This window comes from Bordetella genomosp. 8 (assembly GCF_002119685.1).
Taxonomy (GTDB): Bacteria; Pseudomonadota; Gammaproteobacteria; order Burkholderiales; family Burkholderiaceae_B; genus Bordetella_C.
Genome location: NZ_CP021108.1, coordinates 2,641,908 through 2,655,496 on the forward strand (window position 1 = coordinate 2,641,908; position 13,589 = coordinate 2,655,496).

Below are 13,589 nucleotides of genomic sequence, written 5' to 3' on the forward strand. Positions count from 1 at the left end.
GCTCATGCTACGGGCGCCTTGAACCCATAGGCGTTCAGCGCCGCCTGCTGCCGCTTCATGCGGCCGAGCAGCTCGCTCATGCGGGCGAGTTCGGGGATGGCCAGATCGCGCGTGTTCGCGTCGTTTTCCAGGATCTGCACCAGCATGTCATGCTTCTGGCGGCGCTCCGCGTCATCCAGCGGTTCGGTCACGCCTATGGTGCGCAGCCGTTCGACGATCTCGCAATAGGTTTGCCCGAACTGCAGGACGCTGGTCCAGTCCTGCGCGCGGGCTGAGTTCAACATCGCCGCGGTAACCGCGACGATCTCGCGATAAAGCTCGAGAATGATTTGCGAGGACGGAGACGACATAGAGAGTCTTGTGACAGCGTCGAATAATGTTGAAGGGCCCGGGACGCTCAGCTCTTGGCAGCTTCGCCGGTGCGATCCACGGATGTCTGCCATGCTTCCTGAAGCTGGGCCAGCAGCGTATCGGCGGTTTCCAGCAGCCCGGCATCCCCCTTCAGGTTGGCGTTGATCAAGGTCCGCAGGACGTAGTCGTAAAGGTTGTTCAGGTTGGCCGCGATTTCGCCGCCGTTCTCCAGGTCGAGCGCCTGTTTCAGCCCTTCGTCCACCAGGCGGGTCGCCTTGCTGATCGCGATGGCCCGCGCGGAACCGTTGCCTTGTTCGATATGGATGCGCGCCTGCCCGATGGCGGCTCGCGCCGCCGTGTAGAGCAGGGTGATGAGCCTTTCGGCGCTCGCGCTCATCACCTGGGTTTCGAGCCCTACGTCCGCGTAGGAGCGCACGGAGTAGGCATTATCCGGACGGCGGTGTGCGTAGGTCATTTACTTACTTCTGATTGGAGAGCGCGGCGAACTGCTGCGTCAGGTAGGAGCTGGTGCTGTTCATCTGCGCGACGAAGGAATCCAGCTGCACGAACTGCGCGCGCAGGTTGGCGATGTCGGCATCGATGCGATCGCTCACGCTGTCGTACTGGTCCTGCAACGACTTCTTGGTCTCGGTCAGCCCGGCGGTGCGGTTGGACAGCAGCCCGTTGGTACCCAGGATGCCCTTGATCGCTGTCCCGACGCTGGTGCCCAGCGCGGTCAGGATATCGCCGACGTCCTTGGGATTGCTGGACAGCGAATCGTTCAGCGAGTGCAGGTTGTCCTTGTCTATCGTGTTCAGGTTCAGCACCAGCGTGCCGTCGTCCGGCGACGTCGTGATGCCCAGGTCCTGGATCGTGCGCAGCGTATCCGTACCCGATGCCAGCACGCGCAGGGCGCTGGCCAGGCTGGACGAAATGGACCGGGTCGTGCTGTCGCCGGTCAGCGCCGAGCTCTGGTCCGTCGTCGGATCGTACTTGGTCAGCGACGTCACCAGTGTCTGCAGCGTGTTGTACGCGCTGACGAAACCCTGCACCGCCGACACCACCCCGGAAGAATCCGTGCTGACGTTCACCGTCACCGGGCCGTCCGTCACGTCGGTCAGCGAGACGGTGACGTTGTCGATATTCTTGTCGAGCGTATTGGAGCCGCTGACGATCTGCACGCCGTTGATGGTGGCCTTGGCATCCGCCGCCGCTTCCTGCTGCGTCATGCCGCCGGTGGGCGTCGCCGCGGCGTCGTAGCCGATGGCGCTCTGGATGTCGGTATTGGTCGACGTGATCTTGGTCACCGCCGCCTTGGTGCCGGTGTTCGTCGAGGTCAGCTGCAGATAGCTCTTGCCGTCGCCGTCGGTCAGGATGGCCGCCGTGACGCCGGCTTTCTCATCGGCGTTGATGGCCCGGGCGATACCGTTCAGCGAGGTGTCCTTGCTGACGTCGATGGTCTTGCTGGTGCCGTCGGCCAGGGTCACGGTGACGCTGCCGCCCGTGCCTATCTTGGCGGTACGGTCGCCGATCGCGCCGGACTTCAGCTGTTCCGCGGTGGCCAGCTGGTCCACTTCGATCTTGTACTTGGCCGGCGTGGCGCCCGGCAAGGTCTTCACCGTGAAGGCGGTGCTGCCGCCGACGACGGTCGCCGTCGTCACGTTGTAGGTCTTGGGATCGGCCAGGGCACCCGCCGCCGTCTGCAGGGTCTCGATCGCCTGCTGCAGGGTGCCGTAGGCGGAAAGCTGCGTGGTAACCAGGGTCTGCTGGTTCTGGATGGGCACCAGCGCCTGCTTTTCGTTGTCCTTCAGGCTGTCCAGGATGCCCTGCAGGTCCAGGTTCGAACCGGAGCCCAGGGAAGTGACTGGCGGTAGGGAAGAGGTTGCCATCGTGCTGTTTCCTTGATGCGCTTATTCTGTCAAACCGGCGGCCAGCCCGATAAGTCGGGCAAGCGGCATAAGGCCGGCTTGTTCGGGGCTTTCAGCCGTGATCGGCGGGTCGCCGGGGGCTCTCAGGCGCTGGTTTCGACGCCGCCGCCCTGCATTTTGGTGATCATCTTGGCGATGTTCAGGACCGTTTCGCTGGGGATGGTCTTCAGCGTGTCCCCGGTTTTGGAGTCCTTGATGGAAATCACGACCCGATGGGTGTCGGGGTCGATGGCGAACTCCATCTGCGTGGACCAGGCCGTCATCTGCTCATTGATTTTCTGCAGGGCCCGTTCCAGGGAAGATTGGGGGTCGGACGAGTTTCCGGACGCGCCGCCGTCGCCGGCGGCGGCGCCTTTCTGGGCGTCCCCGGCGGGAGTCACCAGAACGGCCGCGTCGGGCAACGGTGCAGGTTGAGCCTCGGCGGGCTGGACCGGAAGGGCCGCGGGGGCGATAGGGCTGACAGCCATAAGGACTCCACTTCTGCTGTGCGTCGGCGACGCGGGTTTCTGGGTAGACAACCTCGTAACGGCAGAGGGCAGGAAAACTTAAACGGGCGGGGTGGCTGTTAAAATCGGGGTTGCTTCAGCTTCGCTTTCCGCCATGTCCCTCATCGCCCCGCCAGACCCCGGCGCCACGCTCACTCAGTGGCTGGCCTACCTGGAATCCCTGCACCCGAAAACCATCGATCTGGGCCTGGAGCGGGTCCGTCAGGTACAGCAGCGGCTGGGGGTGGAGCTGGATTGCGTCAAGATCGTCGTGGGCGGCACCAATGGCAAGGGGTCGACCTGCGCCATGCTGGAAGCCATGCTGCTGGCCGCGGGCTTCAAGACCGGCTTGTATACCTCTCCCCATCTGATCGACTTCAACGAACGTGTCCGCGTCAATGGCGAACTGGCCTCCGATGCCGACCTGATCGCCCAGTTCCAGGCGGTCGAAGCCGCTCGCGGCGACATTTCGCTGACCTATTTCGAATTCACCACGCTGGCCGCGCTGCGGCTGTTCTCCCGTTCGCGGCTGGATGCGGTGGTGCTGGAAGTCGGCCTGGGCGGCCGCCTGGACGCCGTCAACATCGTCGACGCCGATTGCGCCGTCGTCACCAGCGTCGACCTGGACCACATGGATTGGCTGGGCGACACGCGGGAAAAGATCGGCTACGAAAAAGCCCACATTTATCGCCCCGGCAAGCCTGCCATCTGCGCCGACCCCGTGCCGCCGCAAAGCCTGCTCGATCATGCCGCCGCCATCGGCGCCGACCTGTGGCTCTTCGGGCGGGACTACAACTACTCCGGCGACCGCCAGCAATGGGCCTACGGCGGCCGCGCCCAGCGCCGTGGCGCGTTGGCCTATCCCGCCCTGCGCGGCGCCAACCAGTTGTTGAACGCCGCCGCCGCCCTGGCCGTGCTGGAAGCCCTGCGCGATCGGCTGCCCGTGCCGCAGCAGGCGGTGCGGCAGGGCCTGCTGCAGGCCACGCTGCCCGGCCGCTTCCAGATCCTTCCGGGGCAGCCCACCGTCATTCTCGATGTCGGGCACAACCCGCACGCCGCCGCGGTCCTGGCGCAGAACCTGGACAACATGGGCTTCCATCCCTACACCTACGCGGTGTTCGGCATGCTCAATGACAAGGACGTCGCCGGTGTGGTGGCCAAGCTGGCGGGGCGCATAGACCGCTGGTACTGCGCCGGCCTGCCCGGCCCGCGCGGCGGCACCGGCGAAGCCCTGGCGGAGCAGGTGCGCGCGGCCCTGCCACCGCCCGGCGCGGGCGACGACGTACCGCTCATCTGTCCTCACGCCGATCCCGCGCAGGCCTATGCCGCCGCGCGCGCCCAGGCGGGTGAGAATGATAGAATCGTGGTGTTCGGATCGTTCTTCACGGTCGCCGCCGTGCTCCAGTACCTGGGGCGAAAAGCCTGAATTTTCCATCGCGCATCGGGCGCGCCGGCTGCAAGGAATTCGTGCTTCATGGGTTTGTTCAATCGCAAAGATTCCTCGTCGGACACGCCGGCGGGCCGTCCTCGTCCGTCGGTATCCAGCGAAGCGCAGGCGGCCGAACTGCGTTCGCGCGCGCGGCGCCGCCTGGCTGGCGCGGTCGCCCTGGTGCTGGCGGCAGTCATCATCCTGCCCATGGTGCTGGATTCCGAACCGGCACGCGTCAGCGACGACATACCCATCCGCATCCCCGACCGTAATTCGCCTTACCAGCCGGCGGTTTCCGATCCGCAGGCGCAGGCCGATGCCGGCGGCGCGGGCAGCGCCAGCACACCCGCGACGTCCGGCGTAGCTGTCCCCGGCACCGTCGCCCCGCAGGGCCAGGGCGGACAGCCGGCGCCCGGCCAGGCGGCGTCGGCCGGCGCCACGCCGTCCGCCGACGCCGGCAGGACCGGTGTCCAATCCCGCGCCGACGCGCCCCGGACCGCGGGCGATCCCGCGCATGCCGACACCGGGCGCGTCGATACCAGCCGTGCCGATGCGAGCCGTGCCGATGCGGCGCGTACCGATGCCAGCCGGACGACGCAGCGCCAGGACACCCGCGCCGACACCTCCCGCCAGGAATCAAAGCCGGATACCCGCACCGAATCCAAGCCGGCCCCCAAGCCGGCCCCCAAGCCGGAGCCCGCGCCCCGAACCGACGACGGCAGCAAGGCGCTGGCCTTGCTGGAAGGCCGCACGGGCAGTTCCTCGCCGCCGAAACCGGCCGCCGATACCCGCGCCAACGCCGACACCAAGGGCAACTTCGTGCTGCAGATCGCCGCGTACACCACGCAGGCGGACGCTCAGGCCCGCCGCGACAAGCTGCATGCGGCCGGGGTGACCAATGCATTTGTCCAGGAAGCCAGTGTGGGCGGCAAACAGCAATACCGGCTGCGCGTGGGGCCGTTCCCTTCGCGCGAGGCGGCCCAGGCAGCCCAGGCGCGCTTGCGCACCTTGGGCTATGACAACGGTTTCATCGCCGCGCAGTGACCGGGTTCGATTTCGTCGTGCTGGCGATCATCGCCATATCGGGGCTGCTGGGCCTGGTGCGTGGCTTGCTCAAGGAAGTCCTGTCCCTGCTGGCGTACATCCTGGCGTTCGTGGCGGCGATCTGGTGGGGCCCGACGGTCTACGGATGGCTGGCCCAATGGATAGAAACAACGGTGCTGCGCATGGGCGCGGCCTATGCGGCCGTATTCCTGGTCGTGCTGCTGGGGGTCGGCCTGGTCAACATGACCCTGTCCGCGCTGATCCGTACCACCGGCCTGTCGCCGGCCGACCATGGGCTGGGCGGCCTTTTCGGCTTGATCCGCGGCGCGCTGATCGTGCTGGTGCTCGTCACGGTGGCCGGCTATACGCCGCTGCCGCAGGAGCCCTGGTGGCGCGACGCGATGTTCTCCCATACGGCCACAGAAGCCGTCAAACATACCAAAGTGTGGCTGCCGCCATCCCTGGCGTCCATGCTGCCTTATTGAATATGGCCTTATCGTGGCCATATTGAGCATATTCGTATCGTTCGAAAGAACGCGGTAGGATCAACAGGAAATTGCCATGTGTGGAATCGTCGGCGTCGTGGGGCGCAATCCCGTCAACCAACTGCTCTACGACAGCCTCCTGCTGTTGCAGCACCGCGGGCAGGATGCGGCCGGTATCGCCACGGCGCAGGGTAGCCAGTTCAATCTGTTCAAGGCGCACGGCCTCGTCCGCGACGTCTTCCGCACCCGGAACATGCGCGCGCTGCCCGGCAACAGCGGCGTCGGCCAGGTCCGCTATCCGACCGCGGGTTCCAGCGCCAGCGAAGAGGAAGCCCAGCCGTTCTACGTCAATGCCCCTTTCGGCATCATGATGACGCACAACGGCAATCTGACCAATTGGCGAGAGTTGCGCGAATCCCTGTTCCGCGTCGACCGCCGCCACATCAATACCAATTCCGATTCCGAGGTCCTGCTGAACGTGCTGGCCCACGAACTGCAGTCCGCGGCGAATGGCATTTCGCTGGATGACGACGCGATGTTCCGCGCGGTCACGGCGGTGCACCGGCGCGTGCGTGGCGCCTACGCGGTGGTGGCGCAGATCGCCGGCTACGGCCTGCTCGCTTTCCGCGATCCCTACGGCATCCGCCCGCTGTGCATCGGCCGGCAGGAAAACGAGCAGGGTGACGTCGAATGGATGGTGGCGTCCGAGTCCGTGGCGCTGGAAGGCAGCGGCTTCAGCTTCGTGCGCGATGTGGCGCCCGGCGAAGCCGTGTTCATCGACCTGGACGGCAAATTCTATAGCCGCCTGTGCGCCGACAATGCCCAGCTCGTGCCGTGCATTTTCGAGTACGTGTATTTCGCCCGCCCGGATTCGCTGATGGACGGCGTTTCCGTCTACGACGCCCGCCTCCGCATGGGCGAGTACCTTGCCGACAAGGTGGCGCGCAGCATGCGCCTGGGCGATATCGACGTCGTCATGCCGATTCCCGATTCTTCGCGTCCGGCCGCCATGCAGCTGGCCGCCCGCCTGAACCTGGATTATCGCGAAGGCCTGATCAAGAACCGCTACGTTGGCCGGACGTTCATCATGCCGGGGCAGGCGGTGCGCAAGAAGTCGGTGCGGCAGAAGCTCAACGCCATCGGCCGCGAATTCCAGGGCAAGAACGTGCTGCTGGTGGACGATTCCATCGTGCGCGGTACGACCAGCCGGGAAATCGTCGAAATGGCGCGCGCTGCCGGAGCCAACAAGGTGTTCTTCGCCTCCGCCGCGCCCCCCGTGCGTTTCCCCAATGTCTATGGCATCGATATGCCGACGCAGCGCGAGCTCATCGCCACCGGCCGCAGCGACGAGGAAATCGCCCGCACCATCGGCGCCGATGCCCTGGTCTACCAGGACCTGGACAATATGCAGCAGGCGGTGCGCGACCTGAATCCCGCCATGTCGCGTTTCGAGGCGTCCTGCTTCGACGGCCAGTACATTACCGGCGACATCACGCCGGAATACCTGGAGCGCCTTGGCCAGAGCCGGGGCGAGGCCGACGAAGAGGCGCGTGGCGGGCTGTTGTTCAACATGGGCTACGCCGCCAACGACGCCTGATCGCCAGCCGCGCAGGTACGGAAACGGCGGACCGGGAATACCCGGTCCGCCGTTTCGTTTGAGCGACGCCTTGTCCGTACGTGCGGGTGGTCGGGTGCGGCCGGCCAGGTGCGGCCGGCTAGTGCGGCCGGCTCAGGCGCGGCGCAGCAGCGCGCGCAGGCTCAAAAGCGCCAGGATGGCGAACAGCACCAGGCTCCAGACCGCGTATTCGACGCCCAGCACCTTTACCGCGGCGTCCATGCAGGTGGCATAAATCCCGAACACGGACGGCAGCGCCGCGTCCAGGCCGCTGCCGGCGATGAACTTGTCGGCGAAGGTCTGCGCGCACGACAGTAGTTGCGACGCCACGGTGTACTGGTAATAGGCGGCCCATACGCCGCACAGCGACAGGATCAGCCCCAGCAGCGCACCCACGCGCCGCAGCACCGGTCCCAGGAAGGCCAGCACCAGGCAGACGATGCCGATGACGATATAGATCAGCCGCTGCAGCACGCACCACGCGCAGGGTTGCAGGCCGAAAGCGTATTGGGACACCAGCGCGATGCACACGGCGCCGAAGGCCAGGATGGCGATCAGTACCAGGGTGCGTTGCGAAGTCGACATCATGATGTTTCTTATCCTGTAACGTCGGAAAGGAAGGGAAGCGGTATCACTGCGCGGTGCCGGCCGCGCTGGCTGTGGCGGCTTCGACCATCACGCTCAACAAGAGTTCATGCACACCGTCCCAGACGATCTGCACACCCAGGCATAACAACACGAAAGCCGACAGCCGCATGAATACCGCCGTGCCGTTATCTCCCAGCCTGTACAGGAATTGGGCGGCGAAACGCAGGCAGACGTACAGCGTCAACGCGGTAACCAGGATGCCGGGCAGCGAGCCGACCAGCCTGACCAGGCTGACGATACGGTCCGGTTCGCGCAGGGAAGCGCCGACCGTGATTGCGGCGGCGATCGAGCCGGGCCCGCAGGAAATCGGGAAGGTGAGCGGATAGAAGGCGCGCGCCTTGGCCATTTCCGGCGTGAAGGACTCGGCGGCGCGGGCGGCGCTTTGCGCCCCGGCATCGGGCGAGTTCACCAGGCGCCACGCGCTGGCGATGACCAGCAGCCCGCCGCCTACGCGGACGATCGCCAGGGACAGTCCGAAGAAACTCAAAAGCACGTTGCCCGCCACCATCGCGATGGTCAGCATCACGCCCACATTGATGGCCACCCGCTTGGCCAGCGCCGTGCGCGTGGCATTGGAAGCGCCTTCGGTCAGCGTCCAGAAAATGGGCGCGACGGCCGGAGGATTCAGGAAAGGCAGCAGGGTGGCCAGCGCGAACAGGAAGCTGCGACCAAATACCAGCAGATAGTCGTGCGCGAGCATGGGGAAAGGTGGCCTGGCCGACGAGGAAAGGTCGATTGTAAGCGTCGACCGTTCGTTCCGGCCACGTCAACGTGGATGTAAGGCGCTATCCGAACCCGCAATTCCACGTCGGATTTCATCCACGCCCCGCGCCATACGAGGATGCCGCCCAATCCAGGACGCCGAGGATCCGGGCGGGCGGCCAGCCCTCCGCCGGTCCTCCAGCGTCGGCACGCGACGCCGCAACGTGTCGCAGGTGCTGCTTGACCCGGGACGCCGAGGATCCGGCTCCGCCGGTCCTCCAGCGTCGCCCCCCTTGGGGGGAAGCGCGCAGCGCTTCGGGGGGGGACCCTCAAGCAGCCGCGCGCTGCGTCCCGTCGCCCGACAGCGCGTCCAGGATGGCGCGCTCGAACTGCATTTGCGAGCGGGGCCGTTCCAGGGTCGAGCCTTCGATGATGAAGACGTCTTCCACACGGTCGCCCAGCGTCATGACCTTGGCCATCTGCAGATTCACGCCATGGCCGACGAAGACCCGCGCCAGGGCATGCAGCAGGCCCGGCCTGTCCGTCGCCGTGACGGAAAGCCGCCAGGATTTGCTGCGGTCGTCCGGCTGCAGTTCGGCTTGCGGTGGCACCGGGAACACGCGCGACATCCGCGATTGCCGCAGCCGGCCATAGGTCGCGCCGCCGCCCGCCGTCGCCGAAGACGCCGTGCCGGCTTCCTTGAGCCGCGCGGCCAGTTCGTGTTCGACCAACGACGCCTGCGCGCGCAGGTCGCTCGCGCCATCCGGCAGCAGCACGATAAAGCTGTCCAGCGCCCAGCCATGGCGTGTGGTATGGATGCGGGCGTCCTGGATGCTCAGCGACTTGGCGTCGAAATAGCCGCAGATCGCCGCGAACAGGTCGGGCGCGTCGCGGGTGTACACCATGACCTGCAGTCCTTCGCCCTGTTCGGTGGGCCGGGCCTTGACGACGGCCTGGTCCGGGGCAGGGCGGTGGTACAGGTGGCGTGTATGCCAGGCGATGTCGGAAGCGTCGTGGCGCAGGAAGTAGGCCACGTCCAGCTGTTTCCAGAAGGCTTCGCGCGCGTCGTCGCGCAAGCCGGCCAGCCGCGTCAGCCGCGCCGCTTCCGCCTTGCGATGATTCAGCACCGTATCCGCATCGTGATGCGCGCCGCCCAGCGCACCCAGGGTCAGGCGGTACAGGTCTTCCAGCAGCTTGCCTTTCCAGGCATTCCAGACCTTGGGGCTGGTGCCGCGGATGTCGGCGACGGTCAGCAGGTACAGGGCGGTCAGATGGCGTTCGTCCTTGACCGTGGCGGCGAACTCGCGCACGACCTCCGGGTCGGACAGATCGCGCTTCTGCGCCACGGTGGACATCAGCAGATGCTGCCGGACCAGGAATTCCACCAGTTCGGCGTCTTCGGGCGCCAGGCCGTGGTCATGGGCGAACTTGCGCACCTCACGCGCGCCCAGCTCGGAGTGGTCGCCGCCGCGCCCCTTGGCGATATCGTGGAAAAGCGCGGCCACGTAGAGCAGCCAGTGCCGGTCCAGCTCGGAAATCAGCTGGCTGGCCAGCGGATACTCCTGCGCGTGTTCGGGCATGGTGAAGCGGCGCAGGTTGCGGATGACGGTCAGCGTATGCTGGTCCACCGTATAGACGTGGAACAGGTCGTGCTGCATCTGGCCGACGATGCGGCGGAACACCGGCAGGTAGCGCGGCAGGATATTCAGCATCGTCATGCGGCGCAGCTCGTGCACGATGCCCGCCGGCTGCTGCAGGATCTGCAGGAACAGCCGGCGATTGACCGGATTGCGGCGGAACTGCGCGTCGATGCGATGACGCGAGTGCCAGATGGCGCGCATGGTGCGCGCCGACATGCCGTTCAGGTGCGGGTGCTGCTGCATGACCAGGAAAGCGCGCAGCAGCAGCGTCGGATTGCGTTCGAACGCATCGTCGCGAATGATGTCCAGCCGGTCGTGCAAGCTGCGGAAATCGTCATCGATATCGCGCGCGTCGCAGGCCGGGCGAGGGAACAGCCGTTCTTCGATATTCTGGACCAGGATGGAATTCAGCTGCGTGACCAGGCGCGCCGCCCAGTAATAGCGCTGCATCATCAGTTCGCTGGCGCGCCGCGTGGCGGTCGCCTTGATACCGTAGATTTCCGCGAGCGCCGGCTGCAGGTCGAACAGCACGCGGTCTTCGCGTCGCTTGGACATCAGGTGCAGCTCGATGCGCAAGCGCTTGAAGGCCTGCTCGGCGCGCCGCAGGCCGCGCGCTTCCGATGCCGTGAGCAGGCCGGCCTTGGCGATCTCGCGCCAGGTCTCGCCGAAGCCCGCCGCCCGCGCCATCCACATGATGACCTGCAGATCGCGCAGGCCGCCCGGGGATTCCTTGCAATTCGGTTCGAGCGCGTACGGCGTGTCCTGGTAGCGCGCATGGCGCTGCTGCATTTCGACCCGCTTGGCGCGGAAGAACACCGCCGGATCCAGGCGCGCCCGCATCGCGGTGTCGAAGGTTTTCATCAGCGCGCGGTTGCCGGCCAGCCAGCGCGATTCCAGCAGCGCGGTTTCCACCGTGATGTCGGCATCCGCCTCGCGTTCGCAGTCGGCGATGGTGCGCACGCTGTGGCCCGGCTCCAGGCCCAGGTCCCACAAGGCGGCCACCAGGCGCTCGATGGCGGCTTCCTCATCCTGCGATGGCGGATGCGGCAGCAGGATCAGCAGGTCGACGTCGGAATGCGGGTAAAGTTCGCCCCGGCCGTAGCCGCCCACGGCGGCCAGTACGGCACCGGGCGGCAGCGGGCATTGCTTGATCAGGTCGCGCAGGGTCTGGTCGGTGATCCGGCGCAGTTCATGCAGCAGCGGATCGGGCCGCTCGTGCTCCCGGAAGGCGGCGATGGCGGCATCGCGGCGCTCGCGCATGCGGGCGCGCAGCGCGGGTAGGCCCGCGGCCGCATCGGGCGCCGCGAGCAGGGATTCGGCTTGCGTACTCATACGGCGGTCCTTCCGGTGTGTCTGGGCGCTGTCGGCGCGGTTGCGCGGCTAGGCGGCCGGTACCGCGACCGCTTCCGTCACGAAGGCGGGCGGCGCCGGCATGCCGGACGACACCGTCAACACTTCGTAGCCCGTTTCGGTGACCAGGACGGTATGTTCCCACTGGGCCGACAGGCTGTGGTCGCGCGTGACCACGGTCCAGCCGTCCGACAACTGGCGGATCTCGCGGCGGCCCGCGTTGATCATCGGTTCGATGGTGAAGATCATGCCGGGCACCAGCTTCACGCCGGTGCCGGGCTTGCCGTAGTGCAGCACCTGGGGATCTTCGTGGAAGCGGCGCCCCACGCCGTGGCCGCAGAATTCGCGCACCACCGAGAAACCGCTGCCTTCCGCGTGCTTCTGGATGGCGTTGCCGATGTCGCCCAGCGTGGCGCCGGCGCGCACCTGGCGGATGCCCAGCCACATGCATTCGTAGGTGACGTCAGCCAGCCGGCGCGCCAGGATGGACGGTTCGCCGACGTAGAACATCCGGCTGGTGTCGCCGAACCAGCCATCCTTGATGATGGTGACGTCGATATTCAAAACGTCCCCATTTTTCAGGACCTTGTCGCCGGGGATGCCGTGGCAGACCTGATGGTTCACCGACGTGCAGATGGCGCCGGGAAAGGGCGGGTAGCCCGGCGGCGCGTAGCCGACGGTGGCCGACTTGACCTTCAATTCATTGGTCAGGTAGTCCAGCGCCAGACGGTCCAGCTCGCCGGTCGTGACGCCCGGCTTCACGTAGGGCGTGAGGTAATCCAGCACGCGCGCGGCGTCCTGGCAGGCCAGGCGCATTTGGTCGAGTTCGGCGGGGTCGGTGACTATGCCCATGTATCAGCTTGAGGATTGTCTTGGAAAAATAGTAGAATTATAGGCTTCCCTGGAAAAGCAGGGGAGCTTCACTGTGAAGTCTGATCTGTGAAGGCCGATCTGTGAAGTCTGATCTGTGAAGTCCAATAGAAGTCCAATCGCGCGCCCAGCCAACGAGGGTGTCGACGGGAATAGCCGGCAGCGAATCGCGAAAGCGAAAGCCGCTCTTTCCGGACGATGCAGGCCCGGCGCAAGTCCAAACCCTTGGAGAATACTATGTCCCTCATGCGTGAAATGCTGGAAGCCGGCGTCCACTTCGGCCACCAGACCCGTTACTGGAATCCGAAGATGGCCCCCTTCATCTTCGGTCAGCGTAACAAGATCCACATCATCAACCTGGAACAGACGGTCGGCAAGTACGTCGAAGCCACCAAGTTCGTCAAGCAGCTGGCCGCTCGTGGCGGCAAGATCCTGTTCGTGGGCACCAAGCGTGCCGCGCGCGAACTGATCGCCGGCGAAGCCGCCCGCTGCGGCATGCCTTTCGTCGACGCCCGCTGGCTGGGCGGCATGCTGACCAACTTCAAGACGGTCAAGACCTCGATCAAGCGCCTGAAGGACATGGAAGCCGTGGTCGCCGAAGGCGGCGCGGAACGCATGATCAAGAAGGAAGGCCTGCTGTTCCAGCGCGAACTGGAAAAGCTGAACAAGTCCATGGGCGGCATCAAGGACATGAACGGCCTGCCGGACGCGCTGTTCGTGATCGACGTCGGCTACCACAAGATCGCCATCGCCGAAGCCCGCAAGCTGGGCATCCCGGTCGTGGCCGTGGTCGACACCAACCACTCGCCGGACGGCATCGACTACGTCATCCCGGGCAATGACGACTCCGCCAAGGCCATCGCGCTGTATGCCAAGGGCATCGCCGACGCCGTGCTGGAAGGCCGCGAGCAGAACCTGAACGGTCTGGTCGAAGAAGGCGGCGAAGGCCAGGAAGAGTTCGTCGAAGTGCAAGACGGCCAGGCTTGAGCAGGCGCCCGCGGGCGCCCTGTGCCGGATGCGCTCTGCGGAGCGCATCCCCGAA

13 protein-coding genes are annotated in these 13,589 nt (G+C 66.0%); 5 read left to right on the plus strand and 8 right to left on the minus strand.

Annotation, left to right across the window (positions count from 1 at the left end):
• Window positions 1–2: 2 nt before the first annotated feature.
• The 4 genes from CAL12_RS12055 to CAL12_RS12070 all read right to left on the minus strand — a co-directional run bounded on the left by CAL12_RS12055 (window position 3) and on the right by CAL12_RS12070 (window position 2,746).
• Entirely contained in the window at window positions 3–350 is a 348-nt protein-coding gene (locus CAL12_RS12055; RefSeq protein WP_232464787.1) for a flagellar protein FliT, read from the minus strand.
• A 47-nt stretch (window positions 351–397) separates the two neighbouring features.
• The gene (fliS, locus tag CAL12_RS12060) at window positions 398–826 is read right to left on the minus strand and encodes a flagellar export chaperone FliS (RefSeq protein WP_086064657.1); all 429 of its coding nucleotides are present in this window, start codon (window positions 824–826) and stop codon (window positions 398–400) included.
• A 4-nt stretch (window positions 827–830) separates the two neighbouring features.
• Window positions 831–2,240 carry a flagellar filament capping protein FliD gene (fliD, locus tag CAL12_RS12065; RefSeq protein WP_086064658.1) on the minus strand — a complete coding sequence of 470 codons (1,410 nt, stop codon included), beginning with the start codon at window positions 2,238–2,240 and terminating at the stop codon, window positions 831–833.
• A gap of 122 nt (window positions 2,241–2,362) precedes the next feature.
• Window positions 2,363–2,746: a flagellar protein FlaG gene (locus CAL12_RS12070; protein ID WP_086064659.1), complete on the minus strand. Its 384-nt coding sequence runs from the start codon at window positions 2,744–2,746 to the stop codon at window positions 2,363–2,365.
• Between the two features lie 133 nt (window positions 2,747–2,879).
• Between CAL12_RS12070 and folC the strand changes: the two genes are divergently transcribed.
• The 4 genes from folC to purF all read left to right on the plus strand — a co-directional run bounded on the left by folC (window position 2,880) and on the right by purF (window position 7,319).
• Window positions 2,880–4,190, plus strand: a complete 1,311-nt coding sequence (gene folC / locus CAL12_RS12075; protein ID WP_086064660.1) for a bifunctional tetrahydrofolate synthase/dihydrofolate synthase — start codon at window positions 2,880–2,882, stop codon at window positions 4,188–4,190.
• A gap of 48 nt (window positions 4,191–4,238) precedes the next feature.
• The gene (locus CAL12_RS12080; RefSeq protein ID WP_086064661.1) at window positions 4,239–5,237 is read left to right on the plus strand and encodes an SPOR domain-containing protein; all 999 of its coding nucleotides are present in this window, start codon (window positions 4,239–4,241) and stop codon (window positions 5,235–5,237) included.
• Window positions 5,234–5,722, plus strand: coding sequence for a CvpA family protein (locus CAL12_RS12085; RefSeq protein WP_086064662.1), 489 nt, complete (start codon window positions 5,234–5,236; stop codon window positions 5,720–5,722). The genes CAL12_RS12080 and CAL12_RS12085 overlap by 4 nt, the downstream gene beginning before the upstream one ends.
• A 76-nt stretch (window positions 5,723–5,798) precedes the next feature.
• Window positions 5,799–7,319, plus strand: coding sequence for an amidophosphoribosyltransferase (purF, locus tag CAL12_RS12090; protein WP_086064663.1), 1,521 nt, complete (start codon window positions 5,799–5,801; stop codon window positions 7,317–7,319).
• Between the two features lie 132 nt (window positions 7,320–7,451).
• Here purF and CAL12_RS12095 read toward each other — a convergent pair whose 3' ends face one another.
• The 4 genes from CAL12_RS12095 to map form a co-directional block, all read right to left on the minus strand.
• Complete coding sequence (locus tag CAL12_RS12095) at window positions 7,452–7,925, minus strand: disulfide bond formation protein B (protein WP_086064664.1); 474 nt, start codon at window positions 7,923–7,925, stop codon at window positions 7,452–7,454.
• A 43-nt stretch (window positions 7,926–7,968) separates the two neighbouring features.
• Entirely contained in the window at window positions 7,969–8,685 is a 717-nt protein-coding gene (locus CAL12_RS12100; protein ID WP_086064665.1) for a MarC family protein, read from the minus strand.
• 331 nt (window positions 8,686–9,016) lie between these two features.
• Complete coding sequence (locus CAL12_RS12105) at window positions 9,017–11,659, minus strand: [protein-PII] uridylyltransferase (RefSeq protein ID WP_086064666.1); 2,643 nt, start codon at window positions 11,657–11,659, stop codon at window positions 9,017–9,019.
• A gap of 48 nt (window positions 11,660–11,707) precedes the next feature.
• A complete protein-coding gene (gene map, locus CAL12_RS12110) occupies window positions 11,708–12,529 on the minus strand; it encodes a type I methionyl aminopeptidase (protein ID WP_086064667.1) in 822 nt (273 codons plus the stop codon).
• Between the two features lie 255 nt (window positions 12,530–12,784).
• Here map and rpsB point away from each other — a divergent pair, with 255 nt between their 5' ends.
• On the plus strand, window positions 12,785–13,534 hold the full coding sequence (gene rpsB / locus CAL12_RS12115) for a 30S ribosomal protein S2 (RefSeq protein WP_086064668.1): 750 nt from the start codon (window positions 12,785–12,787) through the stop codon (window positions 13,532–13,534).
• Window positions 13,535–13,589 lie beyond the last annotated feature (55 nt).